Here is a 22,827-nt window from a genome sequence, read left to right as displayed (position 1 = left end):
TGTAAAACTATACAAGCTTCCCTACTTTTTACGTATTATTTAAGTTATTTTTTAAATAATTTAGCGAACCATGATTTTTCTTGTTGACTAGAGGCAACTAACTTCTTAGTTTCTTGTATTTCACGAATCACTTCTAATAGCTGCTGATCTCTGTTATTTATTTTCCCATCAATATTCTTTTGTTGTTCATCAATCTTATTCAATAACATATGATTAGTTTGTTCTAAATGATCTATGCGCTGTAAAAGCTCCATGTTCATGGCTTTTTGTTCTTGAAAATATATAGAAACCTCTTTCATACTTTCATACATCGTTTGAATAATTGGCTTCGTTATTTCGTCGTCTTCATCGCTCTCTTCTACTACAATATAATCTACGTTTTGTTTTAACATCTGTTCTATTATTTCTGGTGGCTCTTGTGCATCTTTCATATTAGCAATTAATTTAAACAACTCTAATGCTTCCTGTTCATATCTCAGTGTTCGCCCCTTCGTCCCAGCGACAGTTGGTAAATATGGTTTGAATTGATCCCGCCAGGCCTGAAGGGTTGTCCGTGGCTTCCCAAGCATTCTTGCTATATCTGCAAGGGAATATGTTTTCCTATAAGGCTCTTCCCTATCCATTCCATCGTCCTCCCCTCATCGTTATTTGTTGTTATCGATGTCCGACATGTTGTCATTGCATTGTTATTGATTATCATCCATGTCGGTCATGTTGTCATTACATTGTTATTGATTATCATTTATGTCGGTCATGTTGTTGTTTTACTGTTATTCATCATCTTTTATGCCAGTCATGTTGTTGTTTTACTGTTATTCATCATCTTTTATGTCCGACATGTCGGCGTCTAACTATTATGTGTCTTATTCGTTTGAAAGAAGGTATTTCCTTGTTTATTTTGAATTTTTTAAGTATATAGGTTAATTAAATAATAAGTACGATTCAAGTCGTACTTATTATTTAAAGTATTCTTATTTTTGATTAAATGTGCTAAAGTATAATTAAAAGTATCACTTAAGTCGTACTTAATGTATAAAGGAGGAATTATAAATGAAAATTGGAAGAAAAGTAGCGGATTTCGGAAATAGTTTTAATAATTTCATGGTCGATGGTTATTATATTGAACTTGCAACGAATGTAGTTAAAATTTCAAAGAAACAAGCTGAGGATTTACTTGTTGATCGTATTTCTAGACCAGAAGATTTACTAGATAGATTACTAATTTCCACTGAAATCGAAGGTGAAGAGTCTTTCTATTTAGTTGGGCAATTAGCTGAAGATAATCAGTTGGCAAACTCACATGTAAATAAGATGCACGATAAAATTAATAGTCCTATCCCATACGTAAGCTTTTTAGGAGCAATTGCATATTATCATGCGCTTAACGCTGAGCAAGAAGATAATGAAGTTGAAATTGAACACATGAGTATGATGCTTCCAATTTGGCTTTTAAAACGTGAAGAGAAATTTAGCATTGCTCATAAAAAAATGGAAGAAAGATTTATTGGTGAACATAAAGTTAAAGTGTTAACACCAGGAATGGAGAAAGAACTAACTATTAGAGTCAATTCAGCCAAATGTAGAAATGAATCAGAAGTTGCTAGACATTCTTTAAAATATAAAATGGTTTCAAAAGATCAGAATACAAATGTAATTAGTATTGAAAAGCGATATGAATCTGAGAGATTCGATGACTATGAAGTAGTTTTAACTGACATTGGTGGCGGCTCTACAGATGCTGTGCGATTAGGTAAAGGACTTACTACACCTAAGCACAGAGATTCTTTCCAAGTTATCGATATTGAGCCATTCTTAGGATATCTAGAACGCTTTAGAAAAGAAAAATTGATTCAATACTTTAAGGATCTAAGAACATTAGAGAAATTTATAGTCAATAATTATAAAGTACAAAAGTACGTACTATCGAATGAAAATACTGGTGAAGAATATGATTTTACAAATGAAATTGTAGAGGCACTGAAAGAATATGCAAGAATTTTAGTTGCTAAAATTCTTGATGTATTCATCCCATCTAGTACGAATACAGTGTTGAAATTCATTTATATTGGAGGCGAAGCACCCGTTTTAGAACCATACATCCGTCTAGCTTTATTGAATCATATGTCTGAAATGGCTGCTAAAAACAATCACTTCTTCTTGAACGATATTATTCAAAATAGCGACAAAGAAGTATTTGCTCCAACTTCACGGACAATTAATCTAACTGCATTAGAATTAAAAGTAATTGATGAAATGAAGGGACAGTTAGCCTAAAATAAAGGGACGTGCTGATAATGGCTAAAAATAGAAAAATGGCATTACATGCTGATAATATGCCTGAAGATGTATATGGAATTCTTAATGAAAAAGCTAATAGTAGACAATTAACAGCATTTGTTGTTGAACTGGTACAAAATGAAAAACGTTATGAGCAACTACTGCGGAAATTAGATCATGTAGAACAGAGATTAAATCTTTTAGATACAATTGAAAATAAATTGGATCTTCTACTTACTAATGGATTTGTTCCCATACAGAAACAAGAAGATTTAAAAATGGAAGAGCCTGTACTCCAAGAAGGTAAAATTGTTGATGCTAAGGAAGTACTTGGTGGTATTTCTGAAGAAGATAACGAAGAGATTGATTTCTAATTAGTAAAGAAGACCTTTAGGTATAATCCTAAGGTCTTTTATTTCAAATTCACACTATTAATACTAGTTGTTAATTATAGAATGAAAAATAAATACTCTCTTTTGAAATCAATGGTTTAGATATTGTCCGTTATTTCTATAATTCTATTACATGTAACACCTCTATCACTGCTATAATCTTCTTTTCAATATAGAAATATCTCTATTTCTATAATTAGATATTTCCCTATATCCCTATTTTTTATCACGAATATTGAAATAGAAATATAGGGGGGACTTTCTAAACATAACTGGAGTAGGATTAGTGAAAGATTCTATTACATATAACACATATATCTACTTTACCTTCTTCACAATAGGGAGGTATCCCTATTTCTATATATCCTTGCTTTAGTTATCATAAATATAGAAATAGAAAAAAAGAGAGATAGTATCCTAATGTTTAATCGATATTTTGGCTAACCTTCGTACAAAGGAGGGGGAATCAAAATCTTTTAGAGAACACCATCTGATTTATAATCAAATCCTAAAGCACCTGCTCTAATACAAAAGTGCCTATCTTCTCCCCAAAAAGAAAGATTTTTAATTGGGGAGAAATTTTAACTCCAGCTTGTAAGGCCTTTCGATTAATAAGTGTGCAAGCGCCTAATCCTCCAACATAAATGGTTAAACTGTCTTATAAACAATTAAACTTTATTTCAACTCTACACTATTAATGATCGTTGTTAATTATAGAATGAAAGACAACTAGTCCCTTTTGAAATCAATGCTTTAGGTATTATCCATTAATTCTATGCTCCTATTGCATGTACCACATATCATTGTTATAACCTTCTTTATAATATAGAAATATCCCTATTTCCATAATTAGATATTTCTATATATCCCTACTTTTTATTATTAAACATACAGAAATGGGATATAGGGGAGTTTTTGAAAAGTAACTGGAGTGGTATAAATGGTTGTTTCTTTTACATGTTCCAAATATCAACGCTACAACCTTCTTTACAATGTAAAAATAGCGATATTGGAGGATCTTTTGAAAAAATAGCTGAGTAGTACAAATAGTTGTTTCTTTTGTGCGTACCAAATATTTCCGTATTACCTTCTTTATAATATAGAAATATCCCTATTTCTATAAGTAGATATTTCTATACACTCCTACCTTTGCTATCAAAAATATTGAAATAGGTCCTTACCTTCAAGTTAAGCCCATACAACATCGACTATAGGAAAGGTTGTTTCTTTTTTATAACACCCCAAACAAAAAAATTTGTACAGTTCACCTGGAGTTGTCAATTCTCTTATTTTGGGATATTTGCTTCTTTTAACTTGATTGGCATGAAATAAAGGGATATAAAGACTTTTTCAAATAATAAATGGAGTGGTATAAATGACAGATTCTATTGCATGTACCACATATCACTGCTATAATCTTCTATATAACATAGGGAAATATCCCTATTTCTATAATTCTTTTACTAAAATATAGAAATAGGGATATATGTGGGTTTTTCAAATAATAAATGGAGTGGTATAAATGGCTATTACAATTACTGTTGGGAATTACAAAGGGGGCGTTGGTAAAACCACTAATGCTGTATTAAACTCTTATGAATTCGCAAAAAAGGGAAAACGAACTTTACTCGTTGACCTTGATCCGCAGAGTAATGCAACAAAATCTCTAATGTTAACAAAATCTATCCTTAATCCTGATGAAAAGGTAACTTTAAATAAAACATTAATGAAAGGAATTCAAGATGGGAATTTAGATGGATTAGAAATTGAAATAATGGAAAATTTATATTTAATTCCTTCTTATGTTGATTTTCAAGATTTCGCAAAATTTCTATATAAATCTTGTTCTTCGGAAGCAGAAGAAGATTTCTACTTTAAGGGATTACTTGAGAAAATAAAACATAAATACGATTACATATTTATCGATGTTCCACCTATGTCAATTGAAGTCACAAAAAATGCAGTTGTAGCTTCTGATTATGTTCTTATAACTCTACAAACACAAGAACGTTCTCTTACAGGTGCAGAAAACTACATTAACCAACTAATAAAATTAAAAGAGCAATATGATCTTGATATTGAAGTTGTAGGTATTCTTCCAGTGCTATTAAAAAATAATGGTAAAGTGGATGAATACATTATGGAAAATGCTCGTGAAATTTTTGGTGAAGAAAACTTATTTAAAAATATCGTTCCACAGATGGAACGTATTAAAAGGTTTGATGTAAACGGTATTACTGAAAATGATAGACATGATTTAAATGTAATAGAACTATACGAAAAGATTAGTGATGAATTATTGTCTCGTATCAATATTTTTGAAAGTTTGAAGGTTGGTGTATAACATGGCAAAAACTCCTGGATTATTAGTCAGAAAAAAGAGCAATTTTAATCCAACAGATCCTTATATCCCAAACGAGGATTCAGTTGTAACACCGGAGAAAAAGAAATTTAAAAACCAACAGGGCAGTATTAAAATTTCTAGTCAATCTAAGGAAGAGCTTGGAGCACTAATGAAACTCACTAATAAAAAATATGCTCATGAAATAATTGATTTACTTATACATCATTATGTAGAAAATCAATTAACTCCTGAACAGAAAAAGAAATTTAAATTATTAACAGAGATCTAGAAATATAGAAATATCCCTATTAAGAAATAGGGATATTTCTATATTTTCGTAGTTTAAAAAAATACCGTCACCAGAACTTCCACCTCGACTTTTTCTTCTCTTTTGCCGCTGCAGCTTCCTCATGATATTCCTTATGTAAGGTGATAATAAAGTTATTTAATTTCGATATAAAAATATAAGAACCTTGCTACATTTTTTTGTCGTAAAGCTCTTTAAAGTTGTTTAATTCTTATGGAACTAAAGCACTCGTTACTCTATTTAGTTAGATAAGTTATTTATTAGGAAAATTGTCAATCACTTGGATAGCTAGTTTCAACGCTTTTATTCTCCTTTCTAAAAGCGTTCTTTGGGGACTACCAGCCTTTGACTTATCATAAATGTTCTCAATTGATGGAAGCAAACCAGTAAGAACATTGCGAGCTTCTGCTAATTCTTCCTGGGTGTAATGATGGGGCCTTTGATTCCAAACGTTTTCTAGCATTGCTAAGCCGATGCAAACAGCTTTGAGTCGTTTCTTTACTAAGGTAGTATTTGTGCCTTTCTGAGTCATCTGTGACAAGGCATTTTCGAGTTTACTGATTGTCGATTGTAAAGATTTTATTGCTACCAATTTATCTACATTTGATACGTTTTCCATGTTAGTACTGTCCCTTCTTCGTTTCTGAATTATTTTGCCTGATACTTGATAAAATCGTTAAGAACCTGATTTCACTCGCAATATTTTACCATAACTAACTCTCTTTGAGAGGGATTCTCAAAAATCCGGCCCAATTGTTGAACACAAGTTAACTAACACTCTTCAACTAACCTGGCTGTTAGTCCAATAAGAATTAAACAACTTTATTATTTTTCAAACGACTTTATTGTAAATTAAACAGCTTTTTTGTCACTTAACACTTTAATCAATCGTTTTGTCTCTAAAGCTAACTGTTTAATATTTTCCTTGTACTTGGCTACAATAACACTACGCCACTAATCAGTAGTAACATCCCATTATTTTTGTGCTAGTAGCGCTATTCTTTTTATCTCTTCAAGATCAGGAGTATCCTTTTAGTTTCATTTTCATTGTAGTCAATCTCTTTTGACATCGATGGTTTAGGCATTATCCGTTAATTCTATTACATGTACCACATATCATCGCTGTGTTCTTTTCCCGCACCATATAAATATCCCTATTTCTATATATCCCTACTTTTTTTATCAAAAATAGCGAAGATACTGTTGGTTTGTAATAAAGTTTGATCAAAATGCTTAGGTTGTTTGTTGCTAGTGAATAATTTTTTATAAAAAAGTTTAATCATTTTCTATCTGTGTTTGCTCCACAATCATGCCCTTTAATGAAATAACTAGAAGATTCATTCAACTATTTGATGGCCATGACCCCTGCATTTTCCTTAATTGAATAATTTGGCCTGTATGATAAGCATCATGAAGCATGATGTCCTGTAATTTCTCCTCAAGTGAATTTTGCTCAAGCTCTTTTTCGGAAATTGCACTCAATGCCTGTCTTAAATTACGTTGAGCATTTTCAGAACGTTCAACGACTTTCTTCCATTCCTTATCATCATTAGATTGATTGGTAAGATAAAAGGTTTCATCACCGTCGAGATTATGTGTCCATTCACGGCCTTCCAAGTTTGCAGCAAGTCTCTCTTTATAATAAATGAGATGATTAACGTTTTCCCAAATGGTATTAGTTGCCTCTTCAGATGGTTTCCAGATAGCCTGTTCGGCTGTAAGTCCTTCTATAGCATGTTTAAACGGTGCATACCAACTCTCTTTATCGAATGTTGAATCTAGTACGTTTAAAAGCAAGTCAATTCGTTTCAAAGTAATCTCCCCCCTAAATAGTTAAAGATTCAAAAAAATCCTTATAACTCTATCGAGATTCTACATTTTTAAGTAAACTTCCTGCTTTTTAACTACCCTGCTAATCTTATTCCACAAACTGGCCCTTTTCATGAAGAAAGACGCTCTCCTTATTTCAGAAAAGCGCCCTTTAATGAAATAACTACACCACTTGATTTTGCATTGAAACAGATGGATTTTGAACTTTTCGAAGGCATAGTAGAAATGGATGAAACCTATTTCCTCTATTCCGAGAAAGGAAAACGGAATATCCAAAGTCGAAAACCAAGGTTACGCGGTGGTAATTCAAAGTTTAGAGGAATAAGTAGGGACCAAGTATGCGTTCTTGTAGCCAGAGACCGCCAAAAGAGAACGTTTTCCAAAACAATAGGAAAAGGGCGTATTATAACAAAGAGTTTGGACGAAGCGTTAGGTTCCAAACTATCAATACAAAATGTTCTGTGTACGGATGCTTGGTGGGTGTTTATGACTTATGCCAAAGAAAAAGGAATTGAGCATCATCGCTTGAAAGCAAATGGTAGGGAGCGATTTAAAGGGATTTATCACATCCAGAATGTAAATAGTTATCACAGCCGTTTAAAGAGCTGGATGAAGCGTTTTAATAGTGTAGCGACTAAATATCTAGACCATTATTTGAGCTGGTTCCAATTCTTAGACACCATCAAACATATAAAAGATAACTTTACGATAACCAAAATGTTTTTAGACAGTTGTTCTTTCTCAGTTAACACAACTTATGATAAACTAAAGTTATCGGAATTTTCCTAATAATAAGACGCTTATTTCTCCGTTAAAGGACCAGTTTAATAGCTATCTACAACACGCCGCAAATGGATTTTGACCAAAGGGATTATCTATTAAAGGGATTGAATTGGAGGGAATAGAAAATGGATGTAAAGACACTATTGTTACAACAATGGGCAAGCTGCTTAGATGAAGAAGACTGGTTTCCACCACTTGAAAAAGTGCTAGAGGATATTACTTTTGAACAGGCAATTTGGAAACCAGTTGAGGGGGCAATGAATTCCATTTGGGAATTAGTTTGTCATTTACTTTTCTATAAAAAGAGACTTCTGGTGCGATTTCTTGGTGAAACAGCGAATGAGCCACAGGCAGAAGATAATAAATCTACATTTCGATTACCAACTGAGACGTTTCAAAATTGGAAGGAAACAAAACAAGAGTACTTTTATGTTCATCGTGAACTTGAAAAAATACTAGCAAAATCAGAACAAGAAGATTTGTATAGACAGATCCCTGGAGAAAGATCATTAGTGCTTGAACTGAAGAGTTTAGCATTGCACGACGCATATCATATTGGGCAAATTGTATTCCTAAGTAAAATGCAAGGAGCTTGGGCAGGGAAACGCAGCTTTTAAAAAGTTTCATTAGCTTTACAGTTATTTCATTATAGGGGGCTTTAATGGAATAAGAACGGGAACGTCCAAATCGGACGTTCCTATATTTTATACCTGAAAAACAACAATACTATTTAACAAAGCCTTTAATTGTAGCTTTAGAATAAAGATTGTGTTGCTTTGGAATAAAGTTTGATAAAAGTGAAGTCACAAATCTTTATTTAACAGCAACAACAAAAACTCCATTTTGAAAAAAAGATTGATCAAAATGGAGTTACTCTTTTTAACTAAGTATGAGATTTTTATAAAAAAGTTTGATCATTTCTATGATATTTCCTCCATTAAAGCGCCCGATAATTGAAGATCATTCACGTGATTTTATAATTCAAACCTTGTTGACACTATTTCAGCTACTTCTGCAGCACTCAAATTTGTATTATTAATTTTTATGTAGTTCTCATTTTTAATTTCACCTTTATGGGAGTTCAATCTGTATTTTTCCATTGACTCCCTTAGTTCATTCTCCGACCAATCAACGTTTCTTTTGGTAGGTTTATGCTCAAGTCGATGCGGACTTTTATTTCGTTCCAGCCTCTCGTCCATATCAGCTTCTAATTCCACAAAATATATAGTAGCACCCTGGGATTCAAAGATTTCACATGTCTGGTCTACGAAGTCCCAATCCTCTTGTTGATCAAAAGCCCACACATATGTAAAGATCAAACCTTCCAGTTCACTCTCAGCCACTGCCTTGAATATTTCTTTTCTAAATAAAGTTGACAACCTCCACATTTCCGGGCTAAAGCTGAATAAGGGCTCAAGTAATTCAATGGTCATATGATTATGAAATAGTTTCAATCCAGTTACTTTAGCTAACTCTTGCCCTACTGTCATTTTACCAACTGCTTGCGGACCAAATATAAGTACAAATTTCATAGACTTCCTCCATTAATGATTTTTTATTATTATACTAATAATTTCAAGTACCCTTTTTCACAAACTTCATACTATCTGAAAAATTTTAGGTTGTTCAGTAACTACATTTCACATTAACGTTTTTAATTTGTTTACCTGAAAAAGTTATGCTGTTAAATGGCCCAATTGTTGAACACAAGTTAACTAACACTCTTCAACTAACCTGCCTGTTAGTCCAATAAGAATTAAATGACTTTATTGTAAATTAAACAACTTTTTTGTCACTTAACACCTTCATCAATCGTTTTATCTCTACAGCTAACTGTTTAATATTTTCCTTGTACTTAGCTACAATAACACTACGCCACTAATTAGTAGTAACACCCCATTGTTTTTGAGCTAGTAGCGCCATTCTTTGGATCTATTCAAAATCAGGAATATTCTTTAGTTTCATTTTCATTGTAATTAATCTCTTTTGACATCAATGGTTTAGGCATTATCCGTTAATTCTATAACTCTATTACATGTACCACATATCACTGCTATAATCTTCTATACAACTTATAGAAATATCCCTATTTCTATAAGTAGATATTTCTATATATCCCTACTTTTGTTATCAAAAATAGCGAAGATACTCCTGTTTCTTTACCTAATAATGAGCAAAAACAAGTGAATCTACAGGAGGAAAAGAAATTCAAATTATTAACAAAGACTTAGAATATAGAAATATCCCTATTTCTAAAAAGGGATATTTCTATATTTCGTTTTAAAACCGGAAAATTCAATAACTACATTAAAAAGAGTCCTATTTCTAGGACTCTTTTTAATACTAATTTTTAGCTTAAATTTACATTTTATCGATGATCATTTGTCTTTTATACCATTGATTTAATTTGTCTCTCGCAGTTCCAGAGAGACGCTTTGTTTTTTTATTATAGAATCTTGAAAGAGTGGGCTGTGATATGCCTATCTCTGCTGAGAGCTCCCGCATAGTTATGTTCTTTCTCCGATGCATAAATTCTATTTTATCCCGAATTAACTGTTCATTTCTATTTATATCTAAGGGCCTTTCTTCAGTTTTTACTGGCTGATTATCCCTATGAATTACATCAATAGTCTGCTTCTTTACTAGGCTTTCCGTTGAATGAATTACATCAGTATCCTTCTTCTTTGCTAAGTTTTCCATTGAACGAATTAATTCATTAGGTGGTAGTATTACTATTCCTAACTGTGAATAATATTTTTTAAACCAATTCTTCTTCGTCAATTGATCCTCATCTAACTCCTTATCATATCCCCAATGAGAAATTACACCTTCTTTTTCTAAATCACTTAAAACATTTTCTAATTGATCACGAATACGGTTAGGCTTTTGCTTTTGGTTAATGCCCATTACTGCTAATAACCCTTTATCTCCCCCTATAGAATATGGCCTTTTTAAGTTAGAAAACATTTGACGAATTCTCCACTGCCATGTCAAATAACGAATTAATCTTTTATGATATTTGTGTCTATAGCTATTATATTCAAGGGCCTTTTTTGATAATAGTGCTGTAGTGCTATTAGATCCATATAGATAACTGGATAAGAAACTGCCCGGTTTAATTCGGCACGATTCTATACCCATGTATTCATTTGTATTTTTATCCCTCCAAAGCACTACAGAATCTAATACAAATAACCGTTTAATGACTTCACGCTTCACCTCATAATGTTTACCTGTTTCAGCGCGATCATTTAGTACAACTACTTCATTCTCATCGTTTAAGTATATAAAAATACTTGCTAGAGCTGCTATACGTTTAGCTACCTTAATCTTATCTTCCACTCTATAATATTCAACACCATTTGCTTTTGCTTTTGAAATACTGCACATTTCTAAAACTTGTTCATATGAAAAATCAATAAATTCATCAGGTGAATTTGCTTCATTTAGCCATTGAATTGTGATGGTATCTAATACGTCCGCTGTTAAATCATCCATATTACTCATTACACCATCTACTAATGTGTTCCATCTTGCGGCCTCTTCAATATTTGTTAACCTTAAATCTTCGTCTTTATGAGATGAAAGCTGTGCTACTCCATTACTATCTTTCGCTTCAATGGGATATGATTTTAATTTTGTATTTTCATCTTCCTCAAATTGATTCTTTGCTATCCCATCTCTTAACTTATAATAAACGGCGGAATTATTTACTTCTAAATAATTTTCATGCGCTATATTCGCATTAGGTTCAATCACTGGTGTATGTGTTATTGTATTAACTGTTTCTTCATTACGAAACTCTTGGGCTATAAAGACATCTATTGTCTCATGAATTTTTACTTTGTAAGCATCTATATTTTTGAATATATCTAAAGCTGAAATGCCCTTTCCTTGTTGCTGCTTCACCCACTGTACAAGCATTGAGAATGATGGAGAAAGGTATTCTGAAGTTACAATTTTACTATTATCTGCTTCAACGTCTACATAGTAAGAATTCCATTTATGCCACAATTGCTCGTTCTGTTTATAAAGTGGTTCTGTTATTGATAATGCATCTCTAAACAATTGTAGAACGTCTTCCATATATATTTTGCTCCTTACATAAATTTAATAAATGTTATCTAAACGTGAAAATACTTAGCTATATGATGTCCCTTTCTAAATAACAAGAAAGGTAATTAGAATATTCTATTTTAAATTTTCTACGTTACACCTTTACAGGGTCTTAGTATTCATACCTATCCCTGTAAATGATTATACAAGACCAATTTAATTTGTAAAATCCAAATACAACTTAATTCCAAGGCTAATGTAATATCCTAACTTTTTTCATAGGTCCTTCTTCTATTAGTCTTGTTTTTCATAAACGTGAAAATCTGTAGCTATATCATTGCCCATTTAACTGCACAAAAATGTTAAAAAAGAGGGCTAAAGCTTGATATAAAAGGGGTTCTTTTGTAATTCCAATATGGAACATGAAAATTTCGAGCTATATGATGTCCCTTTTGAATAATGAAAATGTTCTATAACTCCTTTGATATTATACATTCACTACCTTTTGTTCGCATTTTCAACTATTTATATAATATGAAAATCTGTAGCGGTATGATGTCCTTCTTTCATACAAAGATGAAAAGGTCTTAGTTATATGATGTCCCTTTTACTATTTAAAATTTCGAGATTGAATCCTTTAATATCAACGCTTAAAGACTATTCTATGAATAATTTCATATCTAAAAACATGAAAACTCATAGCTATATGATGTCCCTTTTGAATGACGCGAATGTTCTATAAACCCTTTGACATCATACATTCACTGCCTTTTGTTCGTATTTTCGGCTATTTATATAACATGAAAACCTGTAGCGGTATGATGTCCCTTTTTTTATAAAAAGATGAAAAGGATTTAGCTATATGATGTCCCTTATAAAATTTGGAATTTTGAGTTCAAACGCTTTAATACCAACGTTTAAAGGCTATTCTATAAATAATTTTATATCTGAAAACATGAAAACTTACAGCTATATGATGTCCCTTTCGTATTTATAAAAGAACCTCATAAACATTGTTATATCAATGTTTATGAGATTCTTTCTAATGATTTATCGATGTTCTAGAAAGATGAAAATCTGTAGCGGTATGATGTCCATAAAAAAAAATCGATAAACCTTCAAATCCCTTGATATACAAGGGATTAACGCGCATTTCATCTTTTCATTTTCTCTCTTAAAGGGGCACCTTTCATCATTTTTCAATTTGCTATAATCATAATTGGTATATTTTATAGTGTTTTGGCATATATTTCTGGATTTATATGTAGGAGGTGAAAAAGATGGGACAATCATTTATTATTCGTAATCAACGTAGTCTAAATGGACAAGATACAAATGCAGTTCTAGTAACATTGAAGTCTTGGCAGAAACTTGTTGAAGCTTTTGAAGAAAAATACTACAGCTATAAAGATACATACCTTGAGGATATTCTGGATCATATGACATATGAAGAACGCATTGCTGATGTAGATGGCTTTGTGGCCCAGGCGAAACCATCTTTTTCACGTCGTACACTATCTGCTATTTCAGAAACAATGGGACGAAAACATAAATTATATGGCATTACAAATGCAGATTTAGAAGTCTTCTTATATCTACACAAGAAATGTTACACGAATGGGATCATTCCAAATGTAACAGTACATATGATGTGGGAAGATTACAAGCAATATAAAGAGGAATTTGCTTATATACAACATTCTCAATTCTATATTGCATTAAAGAAATTAAGTTTACATAACATTATTACAATAGAAAATGAATTAGATGGTCGCTATACCATTAAGTTAACTCATTTTATGAATGAAGAAACTGAAAAGGTAAATTCCTATGTGTATATTAGCCCGGTCGTTTTTACTAAGGCTTTTTTTGAGATGTCAGTTGCGGCCAAAAAGCTATTCCTGGACATTGCTATGCAACAGCACAGCGAAACGACGCTTAAACGTTCCTTAGATAAACAGGATGAAAGAGGAAATACAACTCATTTTGGCGGAATGTACCGCTTTTTACATAAGAAATACCCACATCAAATCCGTGCGGTTATGACAGAATTAACAACTGCATTGCCATGTACAGGGACTCCCCTATTCAAAATTTGCAAGTTGCAAAAAGGAAGTAAAAATAAAAAAAGATATACGACTTTATATCTATCCTTACATACAGATTTCTTATGTACAAAAGAAGCTGGGGAAATACAGTATCGTGATCCATTTCCTCCAAAGGTTACGTATGCACGGAAAGCTCGTTTTATTGAATCTGTGCTACAAGAACTGAATATCGGTGAATTTGCACAAGACATGAATAAATTTATTCATGTACTTAAGTATACTTGTCATCGACAAATTCGAAGTGTCATTCGCAGCTTACGTGACATGATAGATCGTAATGAAGAATATCCAAGTAAGTTAGTGTATACGCTGAAAAAAATATTAAATCAAACATCACAATATCAAATTCTTGATACAGCGGCAAAAGAAGGCATTTACCCTCTTATTACACAACATGTTTCAAAAGAACAAAAGGAACAAGCTGTATTTGATTTTGGATTGCATTTCTCTATGTACTCTCTTCGAAACATCAAAAAGTTGTTCCGTAAAACATATGAGTTACTAAAATCCAAATTCGCTGTACCAGTTACAGAGGAATCGTATCACCGTAACTATTTAAAATATCAAGAAGAAACATTGTTTAGAAAATACGCCTATGAACAAGGTGCAAATCTAAATGCTTATATAGCTTTAGAAATAGAAATACGTGAACTTCTAAAAACAAGAGGACATAAAGATCGCTTTATTCCGAGTGATGTTCGCGAATTGTTCATTGAAAAGATAGATAGATTACCTAAAGAAACACTTCGCGTTATTGAAGTGCCGAATGAGTTCAATTTGATTACGTTTATTCGTGCATTTGAACAATTAGTACGCGCTGGTATTCAAGTAACGACAGCTGAACAAGTACTTGAGGTAATAGAAACAAATTAACGATACTCCGCTCTCTATTTTTGAAAAAAATATAAATAGAGGGCTATTCGTGTTGGTTCCATTATTTAAAAACCCTACACTGATTTCTCCTTATAGACACCTTTACTCGATTCTATTCATAATAGAGTCTTTTTTTATACATTCCTATACAAAACTGTACTGCAATTAACTAATTTTCCACATCTATGTTTAAATAAGCACATTATTTTTATCTAAAATACATTCAAATACCTACAAAAAATCATAAGAAAAACATTAAATTTCGTGGGTATGTAGATAAATAAAATCTAATGTGAATAATATTATGTAATTATTATTGAAATAAAGGGGTTTTAGTACTTCACCTATCAAAAATCATCAATATTTATGTGAGTTATGTGACAAATTCTAATTATGTTGATTAGTTAACCTATATTGTGAATGTTTTGTGAGTAAATAGTAAGAAATTGTGGACATACGGTGGATAAATTGAAAATTTATTACTTGAATAAATATATTTAACAATGCATCAATTTGTTTCATTTTTTATGTAGAAATACATGATATTATTTATGATTATTTGTAGGTTTTATACCGTACTAATAGCTAATTTTGTGTTGTTAGATTCTGCTATTTATGATTTTTTTGTGCTATGGTATGCTCAAATCCCTTGTTACAGTAGAGGTAGACTCATATTTACTAGCCCTATATAAGTTTTATCTTTATATTTTTAATATATATAAGATTTATATTTATATAAGATTTTATTACTTACGAAAATATACTTACAAAAGGACAACTTTAGAATCAAAAGAAGTCTATTCCCAATAAAATTAAATATATCGTTTTTCGATAGAAACCTCATTCCTTAAAAAATTGATTTAAAATTCAACTGAACATAGTGATAAGTAAATTATGATGTTCAGTATAAAAAAACAGAGAAAAAAACGAATAAAACATTATTAAATTCATATGTTATAATATTTTATAAGTTCTTTATGAATATAGGGCGTTTATTTTTCAGGAATATGTCAACTGAATCCTAATACCGATATATTAAACAAATGAAAAAATATTAAGAGCTCCTTTAGTTATTTATATGAAAACTGCTCAGCAATTGATTTTGTATTTTTGAAATTTATAACAATTCCTTTCTTGGCCATGCTAGCTTTTTTATTAGTATTTAGTACTTCTTTTCTAGTAAAACATGAAAAATAAGTCTTAATTTAAGGAGATGTTGATATGAGTTTAAAAGAACATGCAATGCAAGAATTTCAAGAAAGAATGTCTACAAATGAGAATATACAAGGCACGATTACAACTTATTATGAAATGCAAAATGGTATGTCTGGCTTAGTAGGAGTACCAAATGGGAATCCCACTCCTGTGAGAGGCATTTTAGCTTATACGGAACGACAGCTGTTATTTTATAGTGAATTATTCGGTAAGCTTCCTATTTCATTACAAATACCTTACCATCAAATTAATAAAATTAAAGAAACAAGACAACCATTTGCTCTTTTTAAAACAATTCCAGTTATCGTTGTTTCTCACGAAGAACGAGAGGTTTTTTCAACACGTGGAGATGAAGAGGGATTTGTGCGCTTAAAAGAATTTTTTGAAAAAGTTAAAAGTATGTCTATGTAGACTACCTAAATAAGAATAGTGATTTAAAAAAATACTGGTAATGCTAAATAACTTGGAAATTGCAAATCTCATTGTACATGCTATAATGTAGATACAAACTAAGGTATACTTCAGTCAATAAAGCCATACAATAAAAAAGAGAGCAACATGCTACCAACATGTGCTCCTCTTTGGATAACTGCTACCGTCAAGGTGGTGGCTATCATAACTTATTTTTTCTTACGAAATCCACCCTTTTTACGCTTCCGACGGCGAGATGATAGGGTGGATTTCTTGTGTTCTAAAATGTTTTTCTTAAAGAGGTGTGCAATCGTTTCACGAACAATCCCCTTTATAATTTCTTTTAGAAATTCAAGAAGTACTTCCATGGCTTTTCACCCCCTCCCTTTCCAAAATAGAAAGAAGGAGTGATAGCCTCCACCCTAACTTCACAATTATCTTTTCATATTATAGCATAGTCTTCTCCGTTTGAAGACTGTACACCTCATCTTAATAAGAGTCGAGTATCGTGTAATATCTTGTATAGTATCTATAAGAAATACTTTGAGTCTGATTCCCCTTTTCAAAAATTAAAGCATTTTGATATTCTAATTGCTCAACGAATTTCCAACCATCCTTCTCCAGCATCTTTATGAAGGGCTCCATTTTCCCACGTTTTACTAAATAAAGAGAAACATCTGAATATCGATCTTCGTTTTGTTCTATTTCAACTATTTCTTTCCCTTGAAAAATCATTTTTGACATTCCTATGGCTAATGGTATGGGGTTCTCTTCTTGAAAAATAACTCTTCTTTTTTCGATAACGAATATAGCCAACAAGGTAAATATTAATAACGGAATGATGAATTTTTTGACTTTAACAAGCAACGTCACCTCTTTCCTCTTTTTCCCTGTTGCAACATACATTCTTCGTATATACATAACTGTCCTTTGTGAGTAGATATTATATTTTTTGTACAAATTCAATAATATGGATAGCACTCATATGTATTAGTGTACTTAGAATTTTATATGGATGGTGAGACATATGAATCAATATCAAATGTTGTATAGTACACCGTATCTTTATTCCTCTCGAACATTGAATCAAATGTATAAAAGTACTAAAAGTGAAGGAAACATATGTGCTATACAAGAGCATATGCAACGACATGAAGTTTATTTAGACCGACAGTACCGAGGATATTATTATTTAAGTCAAAAAATTGAAGAAGATCTATATGGTGATGAACATGCTGTAAGTTGGAATGAGTTATTAGATGATTACCAACTATACAGGGATCGTAAAGGGAACTTATCTATTAAACCGAAGGGATGGGACTAAAGTGACGATCATTGGAGAGCTAGGGGTAGTTTATGCCATTACTGGTGCTTCAGTTTTGGGGATTAAGTTACTAAAAAAGAAAGGTCTTTACCTTCCAGATTGGTTGCTACGTGCGGGGCTAAAATGCTTATTAATTGGGAGTGTTTGGTACGTGCTAATGGATATACTAGATGTGTTTCTACGTTAGTATTTTATCTGGTAGTCGAAAATAATTATAATAGCGCATCTTAAGTGTTTTTTTCTAAGCATCCATACAGGCTCAACTACCTTAAGGAGGTTTGGAGGAAATGTTATCACTTATATTAATTCCAGCAACCTTTATAACAGTAGCTTACTTTTATCAAAGTAAAGGAATGAGTGATAAGAAAAAAATTGCAACGTTTTTTGAAATTGCAAAGATATGTGTTCAACATAAAGGTGAATTACAATACCCTATTTTTATAAAAGAAATAGAAGATGACATAAGTATGAATTATGTTTACAAGTTACCGCTCGGCGTACCTAGTCAACTTATCAAAAAGTTAGCTGAAGTATTAGAAGAAGGACTATATAAACCTGTTAAAATATCGTTTCATCAAAGAGAGCTTCATATTCGAGTATTTAAGCAACGAATACCTGAAATGTGGAATTGGTCTAAGGAGCTGTTAAAAGAGCACACATGGAAAGTTATGATGGGGAAAGCATTAGATAAACACGTGTATCATGATTTCGAGAAAACACCGCATATGTGTGTAAGTGGAATGACTCGTTTTGGAAAGACAGTATTCTTAAAAAATGTGATGACTAGTTTAATTTTGCAACAATCTCAACACGTAAATTTTTTTATTATCGATCTGAAGGAAGGGCTAGAATTTAGTCCTTACAAAGAGTTATCCCAAGTAGTAGAAGTAGCTGAAAACCCGGAACAGGCGTTAGAGATGTTGGTGAGAGTACGTGAAAAGATGGTAAAACAGATTGAGATGATGAAAAAGTCCTATTTTACCAATGTTATAGACACATCAATTAGAAAGCGTTGCTTCATCATAGTAGATGAAGGAGCGAATCTTTGTCCGACACAAGGTTTACCTAAAAAACAACGGGATTTATTATTTATGTGCCAGGAGATGTTATCTGAAATCGCAAGAATCGGAGGTGGTTTAGGATTCCGGCTTATATTTTGTACTCAATATCCAACCTCTGACACATTGCCAAGGCAAATCAAACAAAATGCTGATGCAAAGCTAGGTTTTCGATTACCAACAGCGGTTGCTTCACAAGTTGCTTTGGATGAACCAGGTCTTGAGGATCTGCCTTCCCTTCCAGGAAGAGCATTATTTAAGACTGATCGCACAGAAGAAATTCAGGTACCTTATTTAAAGGATATGGACATGTGGGAATTACTGAAGCAATACAAGGTGGTGAAACAAAATGAGGCATCAAACACTCAAACAGAAAGCGAGACAAATCGAGATTTTATCCACTTTGAGTAAGTTAGATTTTGCAACCAGGAGACAATTGCAAGCCATTCACTGTCTAGGTAGTATTCGAAATGCAAATCGTGTATTAAAGGATCTGACTTCATATTGTCACATCACAAAAATAGCTCGTGAACATGTATATTATTTAAATAAAAAAGGACGTGACTTATTAGGAATCACAAGGATAGTAAAGAAAAATAGTCAATTACAGCACATTTTAATGAGAAACGAAGCCTGGATGTGGCTAGGATTTCCCGAATGGAAAACAGAACAAACGATAGAATTTTCAACCGGTGGTCAACGATATCAAATCATTCCTGATGCAACCTATTTTGAAGATAAAGTCCCTCACTTTGTTGAAATAGATCGCATGCAACATATGAAAGCAAACGAACACAAAATACAGTTATATGGCCATATTACAAATATCTATAAAAGACAGAATGCTATTGTTCCAGTGATTATCTTTTTTACACTGTCAGACTATCGGCAATCTAAATTAGAGCAATATGCTGTAAAACAAAATGTGTTTATGAGAACTTTTGTGATGAATGATATTTTCTAATTAGAACCAAAAATCTTGATGATCTACATTTTTATTAGTTAGCTTCTTTAAAGCCCTAATAATTTTGTTACTGTTTTTTAAAGATGGATGAAAAGCACTTCCTTTACACAATCTACTAATGGTTCCTCTACTAACACCACTCTCTTTAGCGATATCTTGTTGAGTTAAATGGTGCTTATCTAGGAATTTACCAAACTTACTTCTGGGTTTGCCAATATCAAACCAATCCATTATATTCACCTCAATTAATTTAAGTTTTTTTACTACTAGCTTGTCCTAAAGTTCAAGGTTTAAAACATGTCAATTAATTAACATGTTTTAAACCTTAAACGCATATAATAAACAAAATAATAAAGGGAAAAAACTTGTAATAATTTTGTGGAATCTAGCATTCATAGTAATAGCTACAAGTTGCTGATACACTAGCCTAATGGCAACTTGTTGCAACGAGTATTCCTATAAAATAAAAATCTCAAACCCATTGGTGCACAAGGGCTTGAGCTTTTCTTAATTTAGAAAGAAATGAAAATGAGTTTAATAAGTTTAGAGATATTAAATTATTCAGTGGTCGAATTTTGAAGAACTATATATAATTTCACGTATCATAATGATATTAAAAAATTATTTACAAAAAGATTGTATAAACCGAAAAATAAGGTTTATAATAAGAACGAACGTTCTGTTTCTGGAGGGTAAAACGATGTTTGATTACTCAAAATGCATGAGTCGAATGATTTTCTGCATAGACCTTTGTTCATTTTTCGCCAGTTGTGCGTGTGTCATGAGGGGATTAGATCCATTAAAAGTAAAATTAGCTGTCGTTGGGGATGTAAATAGAAAAGGATCTATTGTGCTGGCTGCCACACCCGAATTGAAAAAAATGGGCATTTCTACGGCAACCAGATTTTATATTGATGTCCTTTTTTGAGTTAAATTAGAATTAATAATTCTATAAATGGTTATCTTAATTTTTATCGAAAGTGAAAAAATATTTAGAGCGAAATTAATTAAAAATCGCGGATAGTGAAATGACAAATAATCCTTGATGATACTATCAAAAAATAAAAAAGTTGTTTAACAGTAAGTCAAAGTATTTAAAAATAAGATCAGTAAAGTATGATGACAAAAAAGATGGTTTCTTCTTATTAGGGGTCCTACTGTATCGCCATCAACCTAAGATAAATCATTATCCCAAAAACGAAAATTTTATTTCTCTATAGTTGTTTATAGGAATTTATTTGGGGGTACTTCAAAATTTTAAGCTGATGGGCATGTGGCAGGACTCCATGCCCATCAATTTAAGAAAATTCACTACCCCTATAAAAAGTAAACAAACTCCCCTGAAAATTTCCTAATGCAGTCTTAGCTTGATAGCGATGGGGTATCGCCATCAAAACGCGAATTTCGTACGCTAAGCGAAGTTTAACCTAAAAAAGTCGAATTCCTATACGCTAAGGATTCGACCTTTTTAGATTGGATTGTTCCACTAAATTTCCCTTTAAAAAGAAAATTATTACTTTAAAAAATTTTAAAAAATAAAATGTATATATTTTTAAAGCATGCTACATTCGAAATGTAACAAATAAATATAAATGAAGAAGGGAAGAAAGAATCTATGAAATTTAAAGTCGAAACACTTCCAAACTATCGCATTGCTTATGTGCGACGAGTTGGTCCATATGGTCCTGCAAATATTGAAGTAATGGAGAAGTTAAAAAAATGGGCTAAAGAGAAAAATCTTCTTAAATCAGCAGTCCTACTTGCAATTCCACAAGATAACCCTGAGACAACACTTCCTGAAAACTGTAGATTTGATGCTTGTATTGTGATTTCAAAGGATTATCAAATAGATGATTCAATTTGCGAAAGTGAACTTTCGGGCGGAAAATATCTTATTTACGAAGTCAAACATACAGCAGAAGATATTCAAAAAGCATATGCTGATATTTTTCCATCTCTACAAAGTAAAGGATATCAAATTGATAACAAACCCATTTTGGAAAGATATACTGGCGATATGATTAACAATCCTTATTGCGAAATATGTGTACCTGTAAAAAACTGAAAAGTTCCTTAGCGTACGCAATTCGCGTTTTGATGGTGAGGCTCCATCACCATCAAGCTAAAGTTTTTAATTAACCCCATAATAATAATTTTCTTAATCTTTATAACAATATGATAAAATATAAAGGAAATGTTTAAAGGGGGATTAAAAAATGAGGGCTGTAATCCAAAATAAATTTGGTGGAGCGGATGTACTATCATATACAGATATTGAAATGCCTAAAATAGGTGAAAATGAGGTTTTAATAAAAGTATCATATGCGAGTGTGAATTATGCTGATATAAAAACACGGTTAGGCAATAAAGGGAAAGGGAATTTTCCTTTAACCCTTGGATTGGATGTCGCAGGAATAATAGAAGAAGTTTCTCCTAATTCGAAATTTTCAAAAGGAGAACGGGTAATATCTTTTCCAAAAAACGGATCATACGCAGAATATGTAGTTGCAAATGAACAATTAGTTTTTAAGATTCCTGATAATCTTTCATTAGAACAAGCTGCAACAATGCCGACAGTATCTATTTTATCCTATATACTACTATATGAAATTGGACAAGTGCAAAAAACAGATACCATGGTTCCGGTGCAAGAAATTCAAGATACATGCAAGTAATCTCCTAACCTTGGACATACTGATAGTATTACTCTAGAAAAAGGTGTGTGATCGATATGGAAAAGGAAAATTTGTTCAAATGGAAGCATTATCAGCCGGAACTAATCTTATTAACAGTAAGATGGTACCTACGGTACAATTTGAGCTTCCGTAACCTGGTGGAAATGATGGAGGAACGAGGCTTATCCATGGCTCACACAACGATTATGC

At 32.1% G+C, this 22,827-nt stretch carries 22 protein-coding genes and 3 pseudogenes; 17 read left to right on the top strand and 8 right to left on the bottom strand.

Annotation, left to right across the window (positions count from 1 at the left end; all coding sequences use genetic code 11):
• Nucleotides 1-44: 44 nt before the first annotated feature.
• Entirely contained in the window at nucleotides 45-623 is a 579-nt protein-coding gene (locus C568_RS0127915; RefSeq protein WP_006096919.1) for a DUF3967 domain-containing protein, read from the bottom strand.
• Between the two features lie 60 nt (nucleotides 624-683).
• On the opposite strand from C568_RS0127915, the gene C568_RS34460 reads away from it, so the two are divergent.
• The 5 genes from C568_RS34460 to C568_RS0127895 all read left to right on the top strand — a co-directional run bounded on the left by C568_RS34460 (nucleotide 684) and on the right by C568_RS0127895 (nucleotide 5,302).
• A complete protein-coding gene (locus C568_RS34460; RefSeq protein ID WP_155895719.1) occupies nucleotides 684-851 on the top strand; it encodes a hypothetical protein in 168 nt (55 codons plus the stop codon).
• Nucleotides 852-1,050: 199 nt separating this feature from the next.
• Complete coding sequence (locus C568_RS0127910) at nucleotides 1,051-2,274, top strand: ParM/StbA family protein (protein WP_006096920.1); 1,224 nt, start codon at nucleotides 1,051-1,053, stop codon at nucleotides 2,272-2,274.
• Between the two features lie 20 nt (nucleotides 2,275-2,294).
• Nucleotides 2,295-2,651, top strand: coding sequence for a hypothetical protein (locus C568_RS0127905; protein ID WP_006096921.1), 357 nt, complete (start codon nucleotides 2,295-2,297; stop codon nucleotides 2,649-2,651).
• A gap of 1,540 nt (nucleotides 2,652-4,191) precedes the next feature.
• Entirely contained in the window at nucleotides 4,192-5,013 is an 822-nt protein-coding gene (locus tag C568_RS0127900; protein WP_018767649.1) for a ParA family protein, read from the top strand.
• Between the two features lies 1 nt (nucleotide 5,014).
• Nucleotides 5,015-5,302, top strand: coding sequence for a hypothetical protein (locus C568_RS0127895; protein ID WP_006097652.1), 288 nt, complete (start codon nucleotides 5,015-5,017; stop codon nucleotides 5,300-5,302).
• 271 nt (nucleotides 5,303-5,573) lie between these two features.
• Here C568_RS0127895 and C568_RS0127890 read toward each other — a convergent pair whose 3' ends face one another.
• Both C568_RS0127890 and C568_RS0127885 read right to left on the bottom strand, forming a co-directional pair.
• Complete coding sequence (locus tag C568_RS0127890; RefSeq protein WP_018783436.1) at nucleotides 5,574-5,939, bottom strand: hypothetical protein; 366 nt, start codon at nucleotides 5,937-5,939, stop codon at nucleotides 5,574-5,576.
• Nucleotides 5,940-6,661: 722 nt separating this feature from the next.
• Nucleotides 6,662-7,132, bottom strand: coding sequence for a DinB family protein (locus tag C568_RS0127885; RefSeq protein ID WP_006097656.1), 471 nt, complete (start codon nucleotides 7,130-7,132; stop codon nucleotides 6,662-6,664).
• Between the two features lie 198 nt (nucleotides 7,133-7,330).
• Here C568_RS0127885 and C568_RS0127880 point away from each other — a divergent pair.
• Both C568_RS0127880 and C568_RS0127875 read left to right on the top strand, forming a co-directional pair.
• Nucleotides 7,331-7,939 (top strand): annotated as a pseudogene (locus tag C568_RS0127880) (IS1595 family transposase); the annotation flags it as partial.
• 119 nt (nucleotides 7,940-8,058) lie between these two features.
• Complete coding sequence (locus tag C568_RS0127875; protein ID WP_018783434.1) at nucleotides 8,059-8,550, top strand: DinB family protein; 492 nt, start codon at nucleotides 8,059-8,061, stop codon at nucleotides 8,548-8,550.
• Nucleotides 8,551-8,907: 357 nt separating this feature from the next.
• On the opposite strand, the gene C568_RS0127870 is transcribed toward C568_RS0127875, so the two are convergent.
• On the bottom strand, nucleotides 8,908-9,465 hold the full coding sequence (locus C568_RS0127870) for an AAA family ATPase (protein ID WP_018783433.1): 558 nt from the start codon (nucleotides 9,463-9,465) through the stop codon (nucleotides 8,908-8,910).
• Between the two features lie 829 nt (nucleotides 9,466-10,294).
• Nucleotides 10,295-12,019, bottom strand: a complete 1,725-nt coding sequence (locus tag C568_RS0127865; RefSeq protein WP_018783432.1) for a helix-turn-helix domain-containing protein — start codon at nucleotides 12,017-12,019, stop codon at nucleotides 10,295-10,297.
• A gap of 1,250 nt (nucleotides 12,020-13,269) precedes the next feature.
• On the opposite strand from C568_RS0127865, the gene C568_RS0127860 reads away from it, so the two are divergent.
• Nucleotides 13,270-14,970, top strand: coding sequence for a hypothetical protein (locus tag C568_RS0127860; protein ID WP_018783431.1), 1,701 nt, complete (start codon nucleotides 13,270-13,272; stop codon nucleotides 14,968-14,970).
• A 1,221-nt stretch (nucleotides 14,971-16,191) separates the two neighbouring features.
• Complete coding sequence (locus tag C568_RS0127855) at nucleotides 16,192-16,596, top strand: hypothetical protein (RefSeq protein WP_018783430.1); 405 nt, start codon at nucleotides 16,192-16,194, stop codon at nucleotides 16,594-16,596.
• 209 nt (nucleotides 16,597-16,805) lie between these two features.
• Here C568_RS0127855 and C568_RS34930 read toward each other — a convergent pair whose 3' ends face one another.
• The gene (locus C568_RS34930) at nucleotides 16,806-16,964 is read right to left on the bottom strand and encodes a hypothetical protein (protein ID WP_018783429.1); all 159 of its coding nucleotides are present in this window, start codon (nucleotides 16,962-16,964) and stop codon (nucleotides 16,806-16,808) included.
• A gap of 121 nt (nucleotides 16,965-17,085) precedes the next feature.
• Entirely contained in the window at nucleotides 17,086-17,502 is a 417-nt protein-coding gene (locus C568_RS0127845) for a hypothetical protein (protein ID WP_051091470.1), read from the bottom strand.
• A gap of 121 nt (nucleotides 17,503-17,623) precedes the next feature.
• Between C568_RS0127845 and C568_RS0127840 the strand changes: the two genes are divergently transcribed.
• The 4 genes from C568_RS0127840 (at nucleotide 17,624) to C568_RS0127825 (ending at nucleotide 19,942) form a co-directional block, all read left to right on the top strand.
• Nucleotides 17,624-17,920, top strand: a complete 297-nt coding sequence (locus C568_RS0127840; protein WP_018783427.1) for a hypothetical protein — start codon at nucleotides 17,624-17,626, stop codon at nucleotides 17,918-17,920.
• A 1-nt stretch (nucleotide 17,921) separates the two neighbouring features.
• Nucleotides 17,922-18,107, top strand: a complete 186-nt coding sequence (locus C568_RS0127835; protein WP_018783426.1) for a hypothetical protein — start codon at nucleotides 17,922-17,924, stop codon at nucleotides 18,105-18,107.
• Between the two features lie 100 nt (nucleotides 18,108-18,207).
• Nucleotides 18,208-19,389 carry an FtsK/SpoIIIE domain-containing protein gene (locus C568_RS0127830; protein WP_018783425.1) on the top strand — a complete coding sequence of 394 codons (1,182 nt, stop codon included), beginning with the start codon at nucleotides 18,208-18,210 and terminating at the stop codon, nucleotides 19,387-19,389.
• On the top strand, nucleotides 19,328-19,942 hold the full coding sequence (locus C568_RS0127825) for a replication-relaxation family protein (protein ID WP_029427899.1): 615 nt from the start codon (nucleotides 19,328-19,330) through the stop codon (nucleotides 19,940-19,942). Before C568_RS0127830 ends, C568_RS0127825 begins: the two co-directional genes overlap by 62 nt.
• On the opposite strand, the gene C568_RS0127820 is transcribed toward C568_RS0127825, so the two are convergent.
• Nucleotides 19,943-20,173 (bottom strand): helix-turn-helix transcriptional regulator, encoded by a 231-nt coding sequence (locus C568_RS0127820; protein WP_018783423.1) that lies wholly within the window; start codon nucleotides 20,171-20,173, stop codon nucleotides 19,943-19,945. It lies immediately after the preceding gene.
• Between the two features lie 469 nt (nucleotides 20,174-20,642).
• On the opposite strand from C568_RS0127820, the pseudogene C568_RS0127815 reads away from it, so the two are divergent.
• From C568_RS0127815 to C568_RS0127800, 4 genes and pseudogenes are all read left to right on the top strand, one after another.
• A pseudogene (locus C568_RS0127815) lies at nucleotides 20,643-20,852 on the top strand (Y-family DNA polymerase); the annotation flags it as partial.
• Between the two features lie 705 nt (nucleotides 20,853-21,557).
• Nucleotides 21,558-22,007, top strand: a complete 450-nt coding sequence (locus tag C568_RS0127810) for an AraC family transcriptional regulator (protein ID WP_018783421.1) — start codon at nucleotides 21,558-21,560, stop codon at nucleotides 22,005-22,007.
• 151 nt (nucleotides 22,008-22,158) lie between these two features.
• Nucleotides 22,159-22,617 carry a quinone oxidoreductase family protein gene (locus C568_RS31425; RefSeq protein ID WP_018783420.1) on the top strand — a complete coding sequence of 153 codons (459 nt, stop codon included), beginning with the start codon at nucleotides 22,159-22,161 and terminating at the stop codon, nucleotides 22,615-22,617.
• Nucleotides 22,618-22,673: 56 nt separating this feature from the next.
• Nucleotides 22,674-22,827, top strand: a pseudogene (locus C568_RS0127800) (IS6 family transposase); the annotation flags it as partial.

Source organism: Bacillus sp. 95MFCvi2.1 (assembly GCF_000374965.1).
Lineage (GTDB): Bacteria > Bacillota > Bacilli > Bacillales > Bacillaceae_G > Bacillus_A > Bacillus_A pseudomycoides.
Note: the sequence above shows the minus strand (reverse complement) of the source record. Positions and strands in the feature narration are given on the sequence as shown.